A 20,683-nucleotide genomic window follows, 5' to 3' on the forward strand; every position below is an offset into this window, starting at 1 on the left:
GACACCGACCGGATAGGGTTGCACCGATGGCACTGAACGACGTCCCCCCGTTTCGACTGATCCTCCCAGCCGGCTGGGAGGAAAAGCCCGCCGACCGCGAGAGCGTCACGATGCTCATCGAACGGGCGCGCGAGGTCTTCCAGTCGCAGCACCGGCCTGACCTCGACAGTGAGTTCAGCCAGCTGATGGGTGTCTCCCTGCACAAAATGAAGCAGGGGGGAGTCTTCGCCCTCTACCTGCAGACGTCCGTTCCGGCCGACGAGGTGCTCCCGATGTCGATGACCGCCGCGGTCGCCCAGGGGCAGCTCGGGGGAACGCTCGACCGTCAGGTGACCTCACTCTTTCGCGAACAGAAGGCGGAGTTCCTCACCGACGATCGGGCGATCGTGCGCTGGCGCTCCGACGTGGAGCACACCGGCAGGCTGAGCGGTTCGTCATCGCGGAACCTCAACTATCTCGTCGCCGTTCCCGGCACCGAGAGGCGGTCAGCCGTGCAGTTCACGACCACGATCCCGTACCCGACCGGGGAGGACGTCGAGAACGAAGAACTTCTCGACGACATCACCCTGCTCAGCGACACGATCATCAGCACCTTCGCGTGGGAGCCCCAGAACTCATGAAATACACGATCGAGTACGACTCGGCCGCCTGGTTCCCCGTGCCGGAAAGTTTTCCTGACGACACCTGGGTGACCGAAGGCGCATGGCTCGACAGTCTGGTCGCGGATTTCGAGGCAGACCTCGGCAATCTCACCGACGACGCGCGTGCCGCCGTGCACGAGTTCGCGATCGGCGCCCGCGGAGCACGCGTTGCAGGCACATCGCAGACCCTGCTGTTCTGCCCGCGAACGCTGCCGGTGCTCGGGATGGCGAGCATCTATGTCGGAACGCCTGACGACGTCATCGACCTCGACCATGAAGCGTCCGCCGACCACCTCGCCCAGCTGCCCCCTCTCATCGAGGACTTCGCAACAGACAACCTCGGCGCCGGGCGCCGGGCGGCAGTCGTCATCGGGGCGAGCGACGGCAGCTCGGCCGCTGGTCGGTACAACTACGCCTTCAACCGAGACGGATGCGTCGTCACGGTCAGCGGGACGGCCGACGGGCTGCAGGACGCGGCGCTGATGCAGCCGTTCCTCGACGGACTCGTGCGCGGGATACGGCTCGAACCCTGATGCGCCTCGACGCCGGAACCGACGGAACGCCGGGCGCCCGCGCCGTCTCCGTTGTCGTGACGCGTGGTGCGAGTATGCCGCTCACCGAGGTGAGCCCACCTGCCGACGTGATGCGGGAGTTCGAGAACCTCGCGATCGCTCAGCTCGACGCTCTCGCCGCTCGCAAGCTGACCGACATCGACCGCCGATTCAACCGAGCGTCCTCGGCGCTTGGATCGGAGCTCGCCCGGCGGCAGGACGCCGCCTCGGAGACCTACCGTCGCAGGCATCCGGTGACACTCGACGTCTGGGCGTTCCTGTTCGCCGCCGTCAGTATCGGGCTCCTGCTCGCCGGCGGACGTTCAGGCCCCTCTGTTCCCACATCGGGTGCCCTCATCGGAGCATCCGTCCTCGGGGTCGTCGCCGCCGGCCTGCACTTCGTGAGTTCGTCCCGCGCCGCCGGGTCCCAGCAGAGCGGCACGCAGAGCTGGTACCTGGTGATGCTGACCGCCGTTCTTCTCTTCGCGTCTGCGCTCGCCGGCTACTGGCGGTACGGCACGGACACCGACGCCGGATTCCTCATCACCGCCCTGACCATCGGCACGCTGATCTCGTCGGGTGTGTTCGCGACTGTGCTCGTCGTCAGGGGAGCCGGCGCCCGGTCGGCGGAACTCCGGCAACGTGCCGCGCGACGCGAACGCGAAGACGCTCTGCGCGCCGACCTTCGCGTGCAGCTGGGCGATCTCATCGCCGTCTGCCGTGTCGAGGCCGAACGGGTTTTCAGCAGCCTCGACCCCTCGGCTCGGACGGCGCTCGACGCCGCTGTCGCCGCTGGAGTCGCGTCCGTGGAGAAACGCGGCATCCTCGAAACCGCCTCGATCCGCGAGCTGCGCACGAGTTCGCGAGGCGAACTCCGCTACGACCTTCCGCTCTAACCGAAGACCCAGATTGGCTGGCATGGCTGCACTCGTCGAAACCATCACGACCCCCAGGTCGATCGTGACCATCGCCGTGACCGGACGCACCGAAACCGGGCACGTCCGCGAGCACAACGAGGACAGCCTCCTGGCGTCGTCACCGATCTTCGCCGTTGCCGATGGCATGGGAGGCCACACCCGCGGTGACCTGGCCAGTCAGGCAATGGTGCACCAGCTGTCGCACAGCATCCGTCCGGGGCAGCCCACCACACCTGAAGCCGTGTTCACCGCGATCACCGCTGCGAACTCATACATCATGAGCTGGGCGGAGCAGTCCGGGATCGCAGGCACAACCGTGGCGGGGCTGGCGCTCGTCACACTGTCGAGCCAGGCAGACTGCCACTGGATGGCCTTCAACATCGGTGATTCTCGCGTGTACCTCTGGGACAACGATCAGCTCCGCCAGGTCACTGTCGATCACTCAGCCGTCCAGGAACTCATCGACGCCGGGACCATCACTCCGCTCGAGGCGTTGTCGCACCCCGAACGAAACGTGGTCACCCGGGCGGTGGGAGTCGAGACGGATGCCGACCCTGACGTCTGGCTGCTCCCCGCCTCCGAACACCAGGTCTTCGTCCTCTGCTCGGACGGTCTCACGAGAGAAGTGTCGACGGAGCAGATCGCCGACGTGCTCAGGGCAGGCGTCCATGAGGCCGCAGACCGGCTCACCCAGTTGGCTCTCGACGCCGGGGCGCACGACAACGTCACCGTTGTGGTCGTCGACTCCCGCGCGGTCGACACCATGCCGCCGCGCCCGGGATATCATGAAAACCGGTCTCTCGGTTACCTTGAGCAGACCCTGCCGAGAGTGTGAGGGGTGGCATGACCGGGTATTCCTATGAACCTGCGAGCGCGCAGAACTGGTTGGCAGTCGCCACCGCCGGTCGTCTGCTCGTCGCCCGGGTCGCCGATGGCGGAGACCGGGTCGGTGTGCTCGCAGCGACGGGAGATCCCGAAACATCGGTGCAACAGGTGCTCGAGGTCCTCACCGCCCAGGGACTCGGTGCGACAGGACCGTTCGCTCTCCTGTTCTGGGTCGACGGCGATCTGGGCGGCCAGGGACTCGGGGTCATCGTCCGCGGTGACGCTCGTGTCACCGTCGAAACCGCGGATGGCCCCCTCGAGATCTCGTCGCGTGGCGTGACGACCTGGACGGAGCAGGTGATCGAGAACCCGACCGGCTTCCGTGTCGACGTCGACGACAGCGCCGCGACCGCTCCTGAACTTCCCCTCGTCGCCGGAGCGGCCTGGGTATCGCGCATTCGGCTGACGGCATCCGTCAGCCCCCCCGCTTCTGGCGGGCAGGCCCAGACGCCCGCTGAGGCTCCGACGGTCACTGCTGCGCCGCAGGCTCTCGCAGGGTCGAGCGCTCCGGCACACGCGTCCCCTCCGGCCACGACATCCTCGGCCGCCGAACCGGCGGCGCGCGAATCAGCGGCACCCGACTCTCGCCCAGCCGAGATCTCGCACGAAGAAACGCGAGTATTCCATACCTCGACCCGCACCGGAATCGACACTGCTCAGGGCGGTACCGAGCAGCCAGCCGCGGCCGCCGCCGAACCGGAAGGGTACGACTATCTCTTCGGCGCGACGGTGTTCCGACCGGTCGGCGCCGCCGCAGGACTGCCTGCACCAGACGGGTCGGCGACGGCCACCACGCCCGACAGCGGGCCGGTTGCCCCCGTGCCCGCCTTCCTCGATTCCACCCGAGCCGCACAGCGGCAGGAGAAGCCGCCAGCACAGGGCGGAGACCACGATGGCCGGACCGTTCTCGCTGCTGATATCTCGGCTGCGCGTTCACAGGCCAGAGCGCACAAACCTGAGCAGCAAGCCTCCGAGAATCCTGTTCGCGAGGCCCCGCACAGCTACGTTCTCGAACTTCCCGACGGCGGGCGGCAGCCGTTGAGCGCTCCGGTCATCCTCGGCCGCGCGCCGAGCGTGTCGAACGTGCCGGCATCCGTGCTGCCGCACCTCGTCACCCTGACCGGCGACGACATCTCGCGGAGCCATGTGCGGGTCGCCGTCGAGGGGGACACGGTGGTCGTCACCGATCTTCACTCGAGCAACGGAACCCACGTGATCGCCCCGGGCAAACTCCCGCAACTGTTGCGTGCGGGGGAGCCGACACCGGTGATCACGGGAACCGTCATCGATCTTGGCAGTGAGATCGCCCTCACCGTGAGCGAGGCATAGGGTGGCCGCACGGCAGGTCGCAACTCCGCCGGAACTCCCTGGGCTGCGTTACAGCAGGCTGCTCGGTTCCGGCGGGTTCAGCGACGTCTACCTCTACGAGCAGGAGCTCCCGAAGCGGCTCGTCGCGGTGAAGGTGCTCGCATCCGAGGACCTCAGCGACACGTCTCAGGCGGCGTTCGTGGCCGAAGCGAACCTCATGGCCCAGCTCTCCGCCCACCCGTACATCGTCACCATCTACAACGCGGCTGTCGCCGCGGACGGTCGTCCGTATTTCGTCATGGAGTACTGCTCAGGGCCGAGCCTGGCCGAGCAGTACAAACGAGCCCGGTTCGGCGTCGCAGACGCGCTCCGCACCGGTGTGCGGCTGTCGAGTGCCGTTGCGACGGCTCACGCTGCGGGCATCCTGCACCGTGACATCAAGCCGGCCAACGTTCTCACGAACAACTACGGCTGGCCGGCGCTCACCGACTTCGGTATATCGAGCGCCGTCGACATCGACCTCCCGGTGAACACGACGACGCGAGACGCCATGAACGCGGCGGGAGCGGGTACAGCAACGGGGACCATTGGGATGTCGATCCCGTGGTCGCCCCCCGAGATGTTCGACGATCACCCGCAGCCAGACGTCCGTAGCGATGTCTTCTCGCTCGCAGCCACCCTGTACACCCTGCTCGTCGGTCATACCCCGTTCGAGGTGCCTGGCAAACCAAACGGAACCGTCGACCTGATCGGCAGAATCGAACGCGGCACCGTCACACCGATCACCCGCACAGACATCCCCCGTTCGCTCATCTCGATCCTGAACAAGGGCATGGCCGTCTCGGCCGAAGACCGGTTCGCCACCGCCGTCGACTTCGCTCGGGCGCTGCAGCGGGTCGAGATGGAACTGTCGTATGCGCCGACCGCAATCGATGTACCCAACCTGACCGTCCTCGAGCGAGCGCACGACGCCGATGCCGCGGAGTCGGGTGACGCCACCAGGATCCGCCGCGTCTCCACCATCGAGGCTCAGCCGGTCCTCGCTCCCAAGCCGCCAGACCCGTCTCCGCAGACTCCGGCAGATCCCACAGTGATCAGACGGATGCCGTCTGTGGCACCGCACGCGCAGGCCACTGCGCCAGAGAACACCGTTATCCGCCCCCGACCGACCGTCGAGGACCCGGTCGAGGAATCACCGGCCCCGACAGAGCAGGAACCCGCGTCCCGCCGACGGATCTGGCCGATCGTCGCGGGGATCGCCGGCGTGCTCGTGATCGGCGGAGGCATCGCCACCGCCGTGATCTTCGCTCCGACCGAGACCGACCCGTCGCCGACCCCCCAGCCCAGCTCCGACATCGTCACCGTCGGCGTTCCCTCTCCTGAGGCCGGGTCCGTTTCTCTCAATGCCGACGGCACCGCCGTGACGTTCAGCTGGACCAACCCCGAGCCCGAAGACGGGGACCGGTACATCTGGTACCGCAGCGACGGACCGAACCCGGGTGACAAGGTGCCGACCGAGTCGGAGTCGGTCGTCGTCGACGGCATCACGAACGGCAGCCAGGTCTGCATCGACGTTGTGATCCGTCGAACGACCGGCAAACAGTCGACCGAACCCCTGGAGATGTGCACCGAATGAAGGCACCACGGATCGAATTCTGCGGGGAGTGGTACGACATCACTCCGGGTGAACCATTCTTCGTCGGCCGCGAGTCCGACCTGATCATCGACGAGAACCCGTTCCTGCACCGCCGGTTTCTCTCGATCAGCCACGAGAACGACCTGTGGTGGCTCTCCAACGTCGGCAACCTCCTCGCGGCGACGGTGACAGACACCACCGGCCAGGTCCAGGCCTGGCTCGCCCCTGGCGCGCGACTGCCCGTCGTCTTTCCCGAACTCCAGGTGATGTTCAGCGCCGGCTCGACAACATACGAGTTCACGATCCACTCCGAGCCCGAGTACTTCGGCACGACGTCGCTGACCACCATGCAGGCTGGGACGACGACGGTCGGTCCGGTGCACCTCACCAGCAGCCAGCGGCTCCTCATCGTTGCGCTGGCCGAAAACGTGCTGAAGCAGGACTCTCCCGGACGCGGTGAGATCCCCGCGTCTGCGGATGCCGCTGCGCGTCTCGGCTGGACGCAGACCGCCTTCAACCGCAAGCTCGACAACGTCTGCGACAAGCTTGATCGCATCGGCGTGCGCGGGCTGCGCGGGGGACGCGGCAAGCTCGCGACCGGGCGTCGTTCCCGACTGGTCGAATACGCCGTCTCCTCACGTCTCGTCGATTCGGACGACCTCGTTCTCCTCGACCGTGAACGGTCGGAAGCCCCCGGTTCGACCGATTCCTGACCCCAGTTCGGGTCCCGAATCGATGCATTCAAATGACTGCATTTTTCGGCGTGACCGGCGTGTTAGCGTAGACCCGGTTCCTGTCTGAGATATCCGGGAATCAGCAACCGTCTGGATCGTGGGGGGACGACTACGTGTTGAAGTGGCTGAAGGCGCGCAAAGTCACGGCATCCGTGGTCGCGCTGTCGCTTCTCGTCGCGATCCCGGTCACCATCGCCGTTCTCCACGACGGATTCCCGGTCACAGACGTCGATCTCAGCGCGCGTGATGTCTGGGTCACCAACGGCACCGAGCTGCAGGCGGGCCGACTGAACCGCCAGATCGAGGAACTGAACGCTGCCGTTTCCACGGTCTCCAACGACATCGACGTCCTGCAGAACGGTGAGAACGTGCTCCTGCACGACCGCTCGGCATCGAGTGTCGAACGGATCGACTCGGCATTCACCACACTCGTCCAGCGGGCCGAACTCCCACCGAACGCCGCCCTGTCTCTCGGCAAGACGACGCTGTCGATTCTCGAGCCTGACAGCGGGGAGCTCTGGACGACACCGACCGCGGGGGAACTGCGCTTCTCCACCATCGACACCGAGCCGATCGCCAAGCTCGGCGCAGACGCCCAGAGCGTCGTCTCGAGCGAGGGAACGGTCTTCGCCGTCTCGCCCGAGAAGAAGAAGCTCTACGCCTACCCGTCCGCAGGCGGCGAGCCGAAGGTCACCGACCTCCCCGCGCTCGAGGAATACCAGCTGACCGCTGCGGGTGAGCAGGCCGTCATCCTCGACCTCACAAAGAACCGCCTCGTGACGGATGCCACGACCGCGATCGAACTGCCGACGAAGGCCGTGAAGATCCAGCAGGTGAGCGCAACCGGTGGCGAGGTCATCGTCGCGACCGGCTCGTCGCTGTTGCGGGCGCGGCTGAACGACAACACACCGCAAGAGATCGACGCCAACATCACGAACCCGGTCACGAAGGCAGGCGAGGTCTCGTCACCGGTGAACCTCAACGGCTGCGCGCACGGTGCCTGGTCGGGCGCGAGCCGTTACCTGTCCGTCTGCGGCGAAGCATCCCCGACCCGGCAGGACATCGAGCCGCTCGCCGAGGGAGCGAAACTCGAATTCCGGGTGAACAAGAACGTCATCGCCCTCAACAACCTGCAGACCGGAGATGTCTGGCTCGTCGACGCGAACATGCGACTCGTGCAGAACTGGGAAGAGGTCACCCCTCCGCAGGAAGACGACGGCGAAGAGGGAGACGAGAAGGCCTCGACCCAGTCGTTCGAGGACACCCTCGCCGACCGGACCGAGCAGAACCGCCCGCCGATCGCCCGAGACGACGTCCTCGGTGCCCGACCGGGCAAGAGCACGATCCTTCCCGTGCTCGACAACGACACCGACCCGGATGGCGATGTGCTCACCATCGGCCGCAACCTGCAGGGTCTCGTGCCCGAATCGGGCACGGTCGAGTTCATCGACGGTGGTCGGGCACTGCAGTTCACACCGAACCCCGACCAGGCTGCGGGCACGATCTCGTTCCGTTACTCCGTCTCAGACGGCCGATCAGGGGGCGTCTCCGAAGCGAACGTGAGCGTCACGATCATGCCGACCGAAGCGAACTCCGCGCCGGTCGAGCAGCGCAAGGGTGCCGTGTCTGTCGAGGCGGGCCAGGAGATCACCTACAACCCGCTCGCGGACTGGCGTGACCCCGACGGCGACGACGTGTTCCTTCAATCGGCGGTCAGCGACAACGGGGACCTCGTCAGGTTCTCGCACGAAGGTTTCGTCACCGTCACCCACACCTCGGGGCAGATCGGCCCGCGCGACATCGTCTATGTCGTGTCCGACGGTACCGAGACGGCATCCGGAACGTTCACGGTCGATGTGAAGGCCGCTGGCACGCTGAACCCGATCGGTACTCCCGACCACGTCGAGACGTTCGTCGGCGAGCCCGTCGAAGCCTTCCCGATCGCGAACGACCTCTCGACGAACGGATCGCAGCTCTCGCTGCTGGGGGCTGAAGCCCTCCAGGGCGGCCTCTCGGTCACCCTCAAGCCCGACACCAACTCGATGCAGGTGGTGTCAGGCAAGACCGGCGTCTACTACATCCAGTACACCGTCGGTGCCGGTGCAGCGACGAGCATCGGAATGATCCGGGTCGATGTCAAGGACGTCCCCGAAAAGGTTCAGCCGCCGATCGCCGTGCACGACACCGGCTACCTGCGACCCAACGAGCCCACCGTGCTCAACGTGCTCACCAACGACGCGTCGCCGAGCGGCAAGGTCCTCGCCCTGCGTTCTCTCGACATCCCCGATGAGGCACGGGTGCTCTCCATCGAGGTGCTCAACTCCTCGGTGGTGCGGGTGACGTCGAGCGCTGCCGTCACCGAACAGCTGCAGTTCAGCTACACCGTCTCCGACGGGGTCAACGAGGCGGTCAGCACAGTGGCCATCATCCCGGTGCCTCCGTTGACCAAGCACCAGGCGCCGATCGCCGCAGACGACGCCGTCACCGTGCGTGCCGGCGACATCGCCAGCGTCCCGGTACTGGACAACGACGTTCACCCCGACAACGCGGTGATGACACTCTCCCCCGACCTCGCCGAACCCGTGCAGGCCGGCCTCGCATTCGTCGCCGGAGACCGTGTGCGCTACCAGGCACCGCGCGAACCCGGCGTCTATTCGGCCATCTACGCGGTCACCGACGACTTCAAGCAGAAAGCGGTGGCGACGGTCACCTTCAACGTCGTGGCCATCGACGAGGATGCCAACGAGGAACCAGCGCCCAAGACGCTCACCGCGCGGGTCTTCGCAGACTCGGCCGTCACCGTCAACGTGCCCCTCGACGGGCTCGACCCCAACGGTGACTCGGTCATTTTCGACGGGCTGTCGAGCGCACCGGCCTACGGAAGTGTCACCGATTCGACGAGCACGAGCTTCACCTACACGGCGGCGCCCGGTTCGGCGGGGACGGATGTCTTCAGCTACCGGGTCAAGGACGTCTACGGCGCGACGGCCATCGGCACGGTGCGGATCGGTGTCATCGAGCGACCCGAGCAGGACTCGCCGCCGATCGCCGTCGACGACACCATCGAGGTGCAGCCCGGCCGCGTCGCCACCGTGCCTGTGCTCGGCAACGACTCGGATCCCAACGGCTACACGATCGAGGTGAGCAAGAAGCTCAAGGACGTTCCCGAGGGCATCACCGCCACAGTGCAGAACAAACGCTCCGTCGAGATCGAAGCCCCGGACGAGGAGACGAGCTTCGTCGTCCGATACGAGATCACCAACGGCCAGGGCGGATTCGACACGGCATTCGTGCAGGTGCGGGTCACCGAGGACGCCACGATCGCACCGCCGACGGCCATCGACCACATCGTCGAACCCGAGGACGTACTGGCCGAGAAGACCATCGACATCGATGTGACCAAGGGTGCCAACAACGCCGGCGGACGTGTCGATGACCTCGAGATCGGCATCGAGGGTCCCAACGCGGGCAGCGCAGAGATGCTCGCGAACGGCCTCGTCCGGGTCACTCTCGGTGATGCCAGAACGGCGATCGCGTACCGGCTCACCAACACGACCGACGACCTCAGCTCAGCGGCGTTCATCGTCGTTCCGCCGTTCTCCGACGGCCTCCCGCCCCGGATCAAACTCAACCTGCCGACCCAGTACGTCGACATGAACGAGACGAAGAGCTGGAAGCTGTCCGACATCGCCGAGTCGCCGACCGGCAAGGACATCCGCATCACTGGTGCGAACACCGTCAGCGCCATCAAGAGCGACGGCACGCCGAACTTCGTGGACGACCAGACGCTCACTTTCACCCCTGCTCTCGACTACCGGGGCCCGGCAAGCATCACATTCGAGGCGACGGACGGCTCAAACACCGGCGTAGCGATGCTGGTCCTGCCGATCACCGTCGGCGACCCCGAGATGAAGGACGTCCCGCCGACGTTCACCCCGCCTGAGCTGACGATCGAGGCCGGCGAAGCCGCGCAGACGCTCGATCTCCGCACCGCTAGCGACCACCCCAACCCCGAGGTGCTGTCTGCGCTCAGCTACAGCGGAATGTCTGCGGCAACCGGCGGGATCGTCGCCGGGCTCTCCGGTTCGACGCTCACCGTCTCTGCGCCGTTCGGCGTGCAACCGGGGACAGCGACCACCCTGAGCTTCACCATCAGCTACCGCGACTTCACGATCCCCGGAACTGTCCACGTCCGCGTGGTGTCGTCGTCGCAGCCGCTGCCGTCCACGGTGGATGACAGTTATCCCGACGGCCGCTCGAGCCAGGCCGTGACGATCAACGTGCTCCAGAACGACTTCAACCCGTTCCCCGAAACGCCGCTCAAAATTCTCACCGCGGCTGTGAGCAACGGCGCGAACGCCACCGTGCGGATCGACGGTCCGAACCTCATCATCACCCCCGGACCGGACAAGAGTCAGCAGATCAGCGTGATCTACAAGGTCGAGGATGCGACGAAGGACCCGAACAGGCAGGCCCAGGGTCGAGCGGACGTCACCGTCACCAGCGCTCCCGACCAGCCGCCGGCTCCGACACTGGTCGCCGAAGCCGACCGGATCAGGGTCACCATCAACCCGTCGCCGTCGAGCAACGGCGCCGAGATCACCGAGTACACCGTGACACGCACCGGCGGGGGTGGCACCGTCGTCCAGAAAGGCCAGGCCGGCAACGTGCTCGCCTTCACCGGAACCAACGGCACCGAGTACACCTTCAACGTCTACGCCACGAACAACGTCGGCAACAGCGAACGGTCGGCGTCCCAATCGGCAACGTCATACGGCAAACCGAGTGCTCCGAGCACCCCGAAGCTCTCACGCGACGGGGACTGGGCGCCGTCGACATTGACGCTCAATTGGAACAGGCCGACGGACACCGGCGGAAGTATCACCCGTTATAACTGGAGAGTCCCCAACGCCGGGTCAGGAACCGTCACCGGTGAGAGCAACCAGAGGGCGAAGACAGACCGTGTCCCCGCTGGGACATACGGCAACGGCCAGGTCCAGGCCTGCGGCAACGGCGGGTGCGGCCCCTGGAGCGCAGGGTCGAACAGCGTCGAAGTCAAGAACGAGCCGCCGCCCCCGCCACCGACGAAAGACATCACCAGGGTATGGGGGACCGACGGACCGCAGACACGCACCGACCCGCAGGGTCGCGCGATTTCCAACACCTACCGGGTCGCCTTCTCCTGGAGCGACTGGCCTGCCGGTTCCTATCAGGTGACTCCGCAGTACTGCAGCGGCGGCACCTGGAACGACGTCTCCAACACCTACGCCGTTCAGATGGGCGCTGGCGGCTCGTTCACGTTCACGGCGTGGGCGCAAGCGCAACTGCCATCGTGCGGCATCCGCGTCGTCGTCCAAGGTGAAAAGACCAGCGGAAGCTACCCGTTCCCCTAACACCAGATCGTCCATACTTCCCCCACAGAAAGAGAAGCTCAGTGCCCGTAACGCAAGAGCAGTCGGAGTGGTTCGCCGGCGCATTCGATTCCCTCGTCACCAACGTGGGCCAGGCCATCCTCGGCAAGGAGGAGACGATCAAACTCGTTCTCGCCTCGATGCTCTCGGAGGGTCACGTGCTCCTCGAGGATTTCCCCGGCACCGGCAAGACCGTGCTCGCCAAGGCCCTGGCCAACACGCTCGAAGGCACCAATTCGCGCATCCAGTTCACTCCTGACCTGCTGCCATCCGACGTCACCGGTGTCACCATCTACAACCAGTCGACGAACAAGTTCGAGTTCCACAAGGGTCCGATCTTCGCGTCCGTTGTTCTGGCCGATGAGATCAACCGTGCGTCGCCGAAAACCCAGTCCGCTCTCCTCGAGGTGATGGAGGAAGGGGTGGTCACCGTCGACGGTGAAAGCTACCCCGTCGGCAAGCCGTTCATGGTGATAGCGACCCAGAACCCGGTGGAGCAGGCCGGAACCTACAAGCTCCCTGAGGCTCAGCTCGACCGCTTCCTCATCAAGACCTCGCTCGGGTACCCCGACCGTTCGACGGCCGTCGACCTGCTTCTCGACTCAGCCAACCGGTCCAGGGCGTCACAGATCAGCCCGATCATCGGGGGACCGTCGCTCATCGCGATGTCCCAGCTGGCATCCGCCGTGCACGTCGACCGTTCGGTGATGGAATACATCACGGACATCGTCCACGCCACCCGTTCGCACAAGGATGTCGCGCTCGGCGTGAGCATGCGTGGGGGGCTTGCCCTCGCCCGGATAATCAAAACCTGGGCGCTCGCCCACGGTCGCGCATATGCGACCCCTGACGACGTCAACACGCTCGCCGTGCCGGTGCTCGCGCACCGCCTCATCGTGGATGCCGAGAGCGAGTTCGCCGGGGTCAAGGCCGAAGACGTGATCTCGGGCATCCTCGTCGAGTTGCCCGTTCCCGCCTACCGCGCCGCCTAGACACCCTGAATCCGCGCCCATGACGACAAGCCTCGAAACGCCTGTGCTCGATGAGCCGGCCGTGGCTGGACCGCGCCCCGAAACGGAAGCGGTCACGCCGGCGAGCCCCGCTCCGGTGAAGCGTCGTCGTACGCTCGACCTCTCCAGGGTCCGGGCCGTCGGTCGGGCGGTCGCCGCTCCGGTATCCGCCCTCTGGCGCATCGTTTCGTCGTGGGTCGGCTGGGGCTGGGGCCGGGTCAAACCGTACCTCGGCATCATCAGCGGGCTCGGAGCGCTCGTGCTCGGTAGCGCCGTCGTGGCTCTTGTCGCTGGGGTGCTGCTCGGCTGGGCCGAACTCACCGTCGTTGCGCTCACCCTTTTCGCCGCTCTCGCGGTCGCGGCCCTCTTTCTCATCGGTCGGGCCTCATATTCGGTCGACATCAACCTCAACCCCCGGCGCGTCACCGTCGGGGAGCGCGCCATCGGTCGCGTCCTCGTCACCAACATCGGCAAGAAGCAGGCGACGGCGACCACGCTCGAGGTGCCGGTCGGCGAGGGACTCGCCGAGTTCGCGATCTCGTCGCTCGCGCCCGGTGCAGAGACCGAGGAACTCTTCGCCGTCCCGACGAACAAGCGAGCAGTCATTCTGGCCGGACCAGCCGTCTCGGTCCGCGGCGACCAGCTCGGACTGTTCCGGCGAGCCGTGCGTTGGACCGACCAGATCGAACTGTTCGTTCACCCGGTGACCACGCGTCTCCACCCGACGGCCGCCGGCCTCGTTCGCGACCTCGAGGGCCAGATCACCAAGAAGATCACCAACAACGACATTTCGTTCCACGCCCTGCGCGCGTACGTGACAGGAGACGACGTCCGGTACGTTCACTGGCGTACGTCGGCCCGCACCGGGCAGCTCATGGTCCGTCAGTTCGAGGAATCCCGGCGCAGCCAGCTGACGATCGTTCACACGAGCGACGAGAGGTACTACGCGAACGATGACGAGTTCGAACTCGCGGTGTCCGTGACGGCATCCATCGGTTCCCAGGTCATCCGCGACGGTACCCAGATCAGCGTCGTGACCGAGGGGCGCATTCTCAAGACGCACTCGGTGACCTCCCTGCTCGACGACAGCTGCCGCGTCGAGAAGGTCTTCGGTTCCACGGCCACCCCGCGTGATTTCGCCCGTGAGGCGACCAAGCGACTTCCGCCGCCCAGCGTCGTCGTCATCGTCGCAGGATCCGGCATGGATGCCCCGGACTACCGGGCGATCCAGCGACTCTTCGGAGGGGAGACGAACGTCATCGCCCTGAAAATCGACCACGGCTCGCGTCCGCGGATCCAGGACGTCGCCGGACTCTCCATCGTGACGCTCGGAGCCCTCGGTGATCTTCCCCGGGTGATGGCGAGGGCGGTATGACCGACAACATTCCCAACCCGCCCGACGGCACGCCGCCGGGCGGCGGTACGAGCGCAGCCAAACAGCCGAAGGCGCCTCAACAGCCGAAGGCACCAAAGGCACCAAAGGCACCGAAGGCGGCCCGGACACCGGCCGCTCCCGCCCCGAAGCTTGCCGGCGGAACGGTTTCGGCCGGTGCCTGGCAGGACCTTGCGGTGGTTTCTGCGCTGGCTGCGCTCGGCATCTGGGGCCTCGCCCCGGCGTTCGGCGGCAACGGCTACCTCCTCGCCGGACTCGGCGGCCTTCTCATCGGAACCGCAGCGGGGTACCTGTCTCATCTGTTCCGGCTCAATGCGTTCTTCACCGGGCTCGGTGCGATCGCCCTGTATTTCGTGTTCGGGAGCGCGCTGGCGATGCCGGCAGACGCGACCTTCGCAGTGCTCCCGAACCTCGTCACCCTGCGCGGACTCGCTTTGGGGTCCGTCTTCGGCTGGACAGACATCGTCACCCTCGGCGCCCCGGTCGGTGCGCCGGACTACATCACCGTTCTGCCGTACGTCGCCGCCTGGCTGGTCGGACTCGTCAGCGCCGTCCTCGCCCTGCGCTGGCTCCCTCGCCATGACCGCTCAGCGACGAGGCTCGCCGTTCTGCTTCTCGGCCCCGCGCTGCTCTACGTTCTCAGCGTGCTCTACGGCACCTCGACGCCGTACCTCGCGAGCGTGCGGGGAATCGCCTTCGCCGTTCTCGCTCTCCTCTGGCTCGGCTGGAGGCGGGGCGCAGCGCAGAACGCCAGCCTGCAGGAGCGCCGCGGGCTCAACCGGTCCAAGCTCATCGGCAGCGCGATCGTCGCCGTCGCTGCGGTGCTGGTCGCCACCATCGCCGGTTCGATCCTCATTCCAGCTCCCGAGTCCCGCTTCGTCCTCCGCGAAGAGGTCGTTCCGCCGTTCGACCCACAGGACTACCCCAGCCCGCTCAGCGGATTCCGCAAGTACACGAAGGACCTGGGTGAGAGCGACCTGTTCCGGGTCACCGGGCTCACGGCATCCGACCGCATCCGTCTTGCGGTCATGGACAGCTACGACGGTCGGCTGTGGGACGTCTCCGGTCCGGAAGATCAGGCCGAGGGGTCGGGATCGTTCCGCCTCGTCGGCGCGGAACTTCCAGCGCCCCCGCTCATCGAGTCGTCCGCCGGCCGGTCGGTCACCATCGAGATCGCCGGATACTCCGGTGTGTGGCTGCCGGTCGTCGGCTACCCGGAAACGCTGGCTCTGCCGACGACCCCGACCGACAAGTCGCAGGATCTGCGCTACAACGCCGCGACGGCGACGACCGTGCTCACGTCCGGGGTCGAAAACGGCTACGAGTACAGCTTCACCTCCGACGTGCAGGACGAGTTCAGCGAAGACGCACTCAAGAACGTCCCCGTCGCCTCCGTCGAGCTCCCGCTCGTCGAGCGGGTGCCGGACGTCGTGGCGGCGAAGGCCGCAGAGTATGTGGGCACAGCAACGACACCGATCGAACAGCTGCGTGCCATGGAACAGGCCGTGAAGATCAACGGATTCCTCAGCCACGGACTCGCTTCTGACAGTGTGCCGTCGCGGGCCGGCCACGGCGCGGATCGGATCGAAGAACTCTTCACCCGCAATCAGATGATCGGTGACGAGGAACAGTTCGCCGCCGCGTTCGCGCTCATGGCACGATCGCTGGGTTTCCCGGCCAGGGTGGTCATGGGGTTCGCGCCCAAGGACGTTCAGGAAGGTGAATCGGTCACGGTGACCGGAGACGATGTCACCGCGTGGGTCGAGGTGCCGTTCGAGGGTGTCGGCTGGGTCAGCTTCTCGCCCACCCCGGACGAAAAAGAGATTCCGCAGGACCAGAACCCGAAGCCGAAGACCGAGCCGCAACCGCAGGTACGGCAGCCTCCGCGTGCGGAGAAGCAGGACGATGATCTGCTGACCGAGGTCGACATCAACGACAGCGAAGACGACGACAGGAACGACGACGCGTTCGTTCTCCCGCTGTGGGTCTGGATCCTGGCCGCAGCGATCGGCATCCCCCTGCTGCTCTACTTCGTGCCTGTGCTCATCATCGCAGCCATCAAACGCAGGCGGATGAAGCGGCGGCTCGAAGCCGAGACATCGGATGCCCGTGCTGCCGGCGCCTGGGACGAACTGCTCGACCGGTATGCGGAGTACGGTTTCGCTGTACCCGAGATCGGCACCCGTCGTATGTTCGCCGAGGATCTCGGCAGCCAGTTCGATTCCGTCGCATCGCCCGAGCCGTCAGGCGACCCAGCGGGTGCCACCGGCGAACAGCCAGGGGGAGTCGCGACGCTCACGCGCCTGGCACACGGCACGGACGAGGCGGTCTGGGCCGGACAGGATGTCTCCGACGAGCGGATCGACGAGCTCTGGACGACGACGACGGAGTCGAGTGAGCGCGCAGGCGCAGCGGTAGGCTGGTGGCGTCGGCAGGTCAGCCGCTTCCGGGTGAACTCGGGCCAGACCGTCGTGGAACGCCTCACCGCCCCCGGGCGTGGCGGCTCAGCCGGCCGACGGGGTGGGAGGAAGAAATGAGCGAAACGAACGAGTGGAACGGCTATGCCATCCCGCCGCGTCCACCGCTGCCCACCCCCGACCCGCAGGCGCCTCCCGCACAGACGCCGCCACCACCCGAGCTCGAAGCCACGCACGCACCAGCCGCTCCCGCGCAGGCGCCGCCGCCCGCTCCGCCGATCGCCACGCCCGCCTCTGCCGACCGAGGTGACACATCTGTGCGTCGGATCGGGATGCCGCCGGGCATGGAGCCGTCGCTCGACACGGTTCCGTCGTCGGACCACGCGGCGCCGGTGCCCGTTGCCCGTCCGGAGTTCGGGGTCGCCCCGACACCGTTCGCCCCCGCACCCGGAGTCGCTCCGGCGGCGGATCCCGCCGCCCCCGTCACCGCGCCGGTCGCTGCGGCATCCGGTAATCCTCGTCTCGTCCTGCCTGACGGCACCGTTCTTCCGCTGGCTGCCGGGCTCATCGTCGGTCGCGACCCCCAGGAGCAGGAGGGCTACGGCGTGACCGCAAGGGCCACGCTCCACGATGTCGAGCGCAGTGTGTCGAAGACGCACGCCATCCTCGGACTCTCTGAGGGCCGCGTCTGGGTCATCGACCTCAACTCGACGAATGGAACGGTGCTCGTTGCCGCCGACGGCACCGAGACGCTCTGCACCCCAGAGGTCGCCACTCCCATGCCTGCCGGATCCGACGTGCGGTTCGGTGAATACCGGGTACGCGTCGCGCTCGACTGAGCCCCATGTCAGCGCCCGAAGGGTCGGGACGGTCGGCCTCGTACCCGTACATGCTCGTTCTCTTCGCCGTCGTCCTCTACTTCGCTCTCGTCGTCTGCGCCTTCGGTTTCGTCAGCCTGCTGACCGACACTGACGTCGTCGACGCGTCGGATGCCGGCCCGCTGGTCGGACCGGCCGCCACCGGCTCGGCCGTGCTCACCGTGCTGTTCTTTCTCATCGGCATAGCCCGGCAGTACGAACATGACCTGCGTGCAGCGGTCGCCGGGGCGGTGGAACATCCGGTCCGCCTCCCGCTCGGCCGGTCGGTCCTGATCGGTGCGGTCAGTTTTGCCGCATACGTCCTGGTCGGGGCGATCCTCTACGCCGTCACAACAGGGGAGCTGTTCTCCGCGGTGCTTTTCGCAGCCGACTCCACCCTCTCGGGCTACGCCCTCGTTGCCGGCATCCTGGCTGCCGCGGTCGCCGTGATCTACATGATCGTTCTGGCGACCGGTGGCGAACATCCGGCGCGTCCGTTATGGCCGTGGGAGCGGTAAGGCGGGTACTCTCGGAGTCATGGACCGGTCGCTCGACACGCGAGTGAGTCAGGCAGTTGACGCGTGGCTGCGCTGGCTGCCGCGCTGGCGCCCGTCCACTCACCGCGGTCGGACCAGACTGTGCCGCCGGTGCTTCGGTTCGCCCATCATGGCCGCCGTCGGGCTCGACCATGACGTGCCCCATGCCGTGCAACACGGGCTGTCGACCCGGGTCAAGGCGATCGTCGACGACATCGTCGACGACTACACCCAACGGAACCTTCCACTCCTGCAACGTGAGCTCCACGAGGCGGACGTGCGCAAGGAGCGCCAGTACCGCCCGGATCACGGACTCGACCCCGAGTTCGACGGGTTGCCGGTCGACCCGGATCCGATTCCGGGAGAGCCGTACCTGTTCACCCTTGCCGGACTCGCGGGAGAAGAACCGTCTGACGATGATCTCCCTGTTCCGTTGAGCGAGGAAGAGAAGGCCGCACTCCGCACCGAGATCAGGCTCGCGGACGAATGTGCCATCCACGCAGGGAAGCTCGTCTGTATCGCCATCGAGGCGCACCGCGAGCGAATCCAGGAGGCCGTGGCACTGTACGTCGAGCCGCAGGTGGAGGCTCTTCTGGCCGACCTGACCCTCGAGCTGGATTCACCTCCGTCGTGGTGAGTTCGGCGTCATGGGGAGTACTGCCCCTGTGACAGCACTCCGCTGATCGGTAGGCTTCTCGCAACGCCGGGAACATCCGTGCGTGCAAATTTTCTCCGGGGGATGCGATGACGAACGACAACGACGGAACACAGCGACCGGGCGGGCCGTGGGGCGAACCGCAGCCGACCCCGCCGAACCCGTACACCCAGGGTCAGCCACCGCAGGACCCATCCGTGCAGGGCCAGCCGCCGCAGAACCCATACGCTCAGGGTCAGCCCGCACAGAACCCGTACACGCAGGGCCGGCCGCAGCAGGACCCGCACGCTCAGGCCCCTGCCGAACCGAACCCGCACGGTCAGGCCCCTGCCGAACCGAACCCGTACGGTCAGGCCCCTGCCGAACCGAACCCGTACGGTCAGGCTCCTGCTCAACCGAACCCGTACGGCCAGGTACCTCAGAACCCGTACAGCGAACGACAGGGAGCGTCCGATCCCACGTCGGCCCAGCCCACCGCCGCCTACCCGCACGCCCCGGCAGGCAACGTTCCCCCGTCATTGCCTGGCGGACCTCACGCGCCGACCGAGGTCTACCCGCCCTTCGGCGGTCAGCCACCCGTCGCGCCGCGGAAGAAGAAGCGGAGCCCTGCGGGCTGGATCGCTGCTGCCGTCGTACTCGTGCTCCTGATCGTTGGTGGGATCGTCGGCTTCAACATCGGAAGCGCGGCGCACGCCCCCGAGCTCCAGGTCCAGGCCTACCTCGATGCCCTGAAGAGCGGCAAGGCGGAGTCTGCGTTGAAGCTCGCCGGCACAAAGGTCGAAGAGACGGACCTCCTGCTCACCGATGAGGCCTATGCGAACGCGGAAGACCTCATCACCCGCTACACCATCAGCGATTCGACGGTCGACGGCGACTCAGCGACCGTCACGGCGAGCATCACGCAGGGTGGCGAGAAGTACGACCAGGACTTCACGCTGACCAAAGCCGGCACCGACATGGTTCTCTTCGACAAATGGGCGCTGGAAGCCCCCGACCTCGGCGCGGTAGCCGTCCCGGTGACCGCTCCAGACGACGCCGTCATCGAGGTCGGTGGCGTCGATGCGTCGTCCGCACGCAGTGAAGGAACAATCGAACTCCGAGCCCTGCCCGGCACCTACGCCGTTGCGCTCGGGGGAGAGGCCGCCTGGTACGACGCCGAGCCGACCACGGCATCCGTTCTCGGATTCGGCGAGGATGCAGCCGAGGTCGAGCCGCTCGTCATCGCCCTGACCGATGAGGGAACCCAGGCAGCGACGGATGCCGTCGACGCGTGGTTGGATGCCTGCATCGCCTCGACAGAACTCGTACCGCCCGGATGCCCGTTCTCGGCGTCGAACTCCCGCAACTACGAGATCTCGAACCTCGTCTGGACCGTGACCAAGCCCACCTTCACCATCGGCGAGTACTCCGATGGCACGTGGGCGATCGTCACCGACACCGAGGGGGAGGCGAAGGCCACAGCAGACGCCAAGGACCCGTCGACCGGTGGGACCGGCCAGATTTTCACCGACCCGTTCTCGTTCGAGGTGGGCGGAGTGATCGAGGGGTTCACTGACGACGGTGCGACCTTCGTCCCGTCCGAGTGAGTTGGCGGTCATTTGACCGCCACACCCCGACAGGCTATTATTCTTGAGGTGTGCGCTTTGTCGCGCTGCAACGTCGTGCCCGAAACGGTACGGCCTGGAGCTGGATGGATTTCACACCACCAGGGACGGATTGCACCTGCGTCGTC

Annotated in this window: 15 protein-coding genes; all 15 read left to right on the forward strand. The window is 66.5% G+C overall.

All coding sequences use genetic code 11. The features are described 5' to 3' along the window. Window positions 1-26 precede the first annotated feature (26 nt). The 15 genes from IWX78_RS09710 to IWX78_RS09780 all read left to right on the forward strand — a co-directional run bounded on the left by IWX78_RS09710 (window position 27) and on the right by IWX78_RS09780 (window position 20,537). Window positions 27-620: a hypothetical protein gene (locus IWX78_RS09710; protein ID WP_196833343.1), complete on the forward strand. Its 594-nt coding sequence runs from the start codon at window positions 27-29 to the stop codon at window positions 618-620. Continuing rightward, the gene (locus tag IWX78_RS09715; protein ID WP_196833344.1) at window positions 617-1,174 is read left to right on the forward strand and encodes a hypothetical protein; all 558 of its coding nucleotides are present in this window, start codon (window positions 617-619) and stop codon (window positions 1,172-1,174) included. Before IWX78_RS09710 ends, IWX78_RS09715 begins: the two co-directional genes overlap by 4 nt. Beyond that, window positions 1,174-2,088, forward strand: coding sequence for a hypothetical protein (locus tag IWX78_RS09720; RefSeq protein ID WP_196833345.1), 915 nt, complete (start codon window positions 1,174-1,176; stop codon window positions 2,086-2,088). Before IWX78_RS09715 ends, IWX78_RS09720 begins: the two co-directional genes overlap by 1 nt. Window positions 2,089-2,110: 22 nt before the next feature. Next, complete coding sequence (locus IWX78_RS09725; RefSeq protein ID WP_196833346.1) at window positions 2,111-2,944, forward strand: PP2C family protein-serine/threonine phosphatase; 834 nt, start codon at window positions 2,111-2,113, stop codon at window positions 2,942-2,944. Window positions 2,945-2,952: 8 nt separating this feature from the next. Further along, on the forward strand, window positions 2,953-4,323 hold the full coding sequence (locus IWX78_RS09730; protein WP_196833347.1) for an FHA domain-containing protein: 1,371 nt from the start codon (window positions 2,953-2,955) through the stop codon (window positions 4,321-4,323). Window position 4,324: 1 nt separating this feature from the next. Then, complete coding sequence (locus IWX78_RS09735; protein ID WP_196833348.1) at window positions 4,325-5,938, forward strand: serine/threonine protein kinase; 1,614 nt, start codon at window positions 4,325-4,327, stop codon at window positions 5,936-5,938. After that, window positions 5,935-6,651: a hypothetical protein gene (locus IWX78_RS09740; RefSeq protein WP_196833349.1), complete on the forward strand. Its 717-nt coding sequence runs from the start codon at window positions 5,935-5,937 to the stop codon at window positions 6,649-6,651. The genes IWX78_RS09735 and IWX78_RS09740 overlap by 4 nt, the downstream gene beginning before the upstream one ends. Window positions 6,652-6,785: 134 nt before the next feature. Beyond that, entirely contained in the window at window positions 6,786-12,065 is a 5,280-nt protein-coding gene (locus IWX78_RS09745; protein WP_196833350.1) for an Ig-like domain-containing protein, read from the forward strand. 41 nt (window positions 12,066-12,106) lie between these two features. After that, entirely contained in the window at window positions 12,107-13,075 is a 969-nt protein-coding gene (locus tag IWX78_RS09750) for an AAA family ATPase (protein WP_196833351.1), read from the forward strand. A gap of 19 nt (window positions 13,076-13,094) precedes the next feature. Beyond that, window positions 13,095-14,468 carry a DUF58 domain-containing protein gene (locus IWX78_RS09755; protein ID WP_196833352.1) on the forward strand — a complete coding sequence of 458 codons (1,374 nt, stop codon included), beginning with the start codon at window positions 13,095-13,097 and terminating at the stop codon, window positions 14,466-14,468. Further along, window positions 14,465-17,023, forward strand: coding sequence for a transglutaminase family protein (locus IWX78_RS09760; protein WP_196833353.1), 2,559 nt, complete (start codon window positions 14,465-14,467; stop codon window positions 17,021-17,023). The genes IWX78_RS09755 and IWX78_RS09760 overlap by 4 nt, the downstream gene beginning before the upstream one ends. Beyond that, window positions 17,020-17,742 (forward strand): FHA domain-containing protein, encoded by a 723-nt coding sequence (locus IWX78_RS09765; RefSeq protein ID WP_196833354.1) that lies wholly within the window; start codon window positions 17,020-17,022, stop codon window positions 17,740-17,742. Before IWX78_RS09760 ends, IWX78_RS09765 begins: the two co-directional genes overlap by 4 nt. Window positions 17,743-17,747: 5 nt before the next feature. Further along, window positions 17,748-18,278, forward strand: coding sequence for a hypothetical protein (locus IWX78_RS09770; protein WP_196833355.1), 531 nt, complete (start codon window positions 17,748-17,750; stop codon window positions 18,276-18,278). A 19-nt stretch (window positions 18,279-18,297) separates the two neighbouring features. Then, a complete protein-coding gene (locus IWX78_RS09775; protein ID WP_196833356.1) occupies window positions 18,298-18,933 on the forward strand; it encodes a spermidine/putrescine ABC transporter substrate-binding protein in 636 nt (211 codons plus the stop codon). Window positions 18,934-19,040: 107 nt separating this feature from the next. Continuing rightward, the gene (locus IWX78_RS09780; protein ID WP_196833357.1) at window positions 19,041-20,537 is read left to right on the forward strand and encodes a hypothetical protein; all 1,497 of its coding nucleotides are present in this window, start codon (window positions 19,041-19,043) and stop codon (window positions 20,535-20,537) included. The last annotated feature ends 146 nt before the right edge of the window (window positions 20,538-20,683 follow it).

Origin of the sequence: Mycetocola sp. CAN_C7 (assembly GCF_015752285.1) — a bacterium.
In the GTDB taxonomy this organism is placed as follows: domain Bacteria; phylum Actinomycetota; class Actinomycetes; order Actinomycetales; family Microbacteriaceae; genus Mycetocola_A.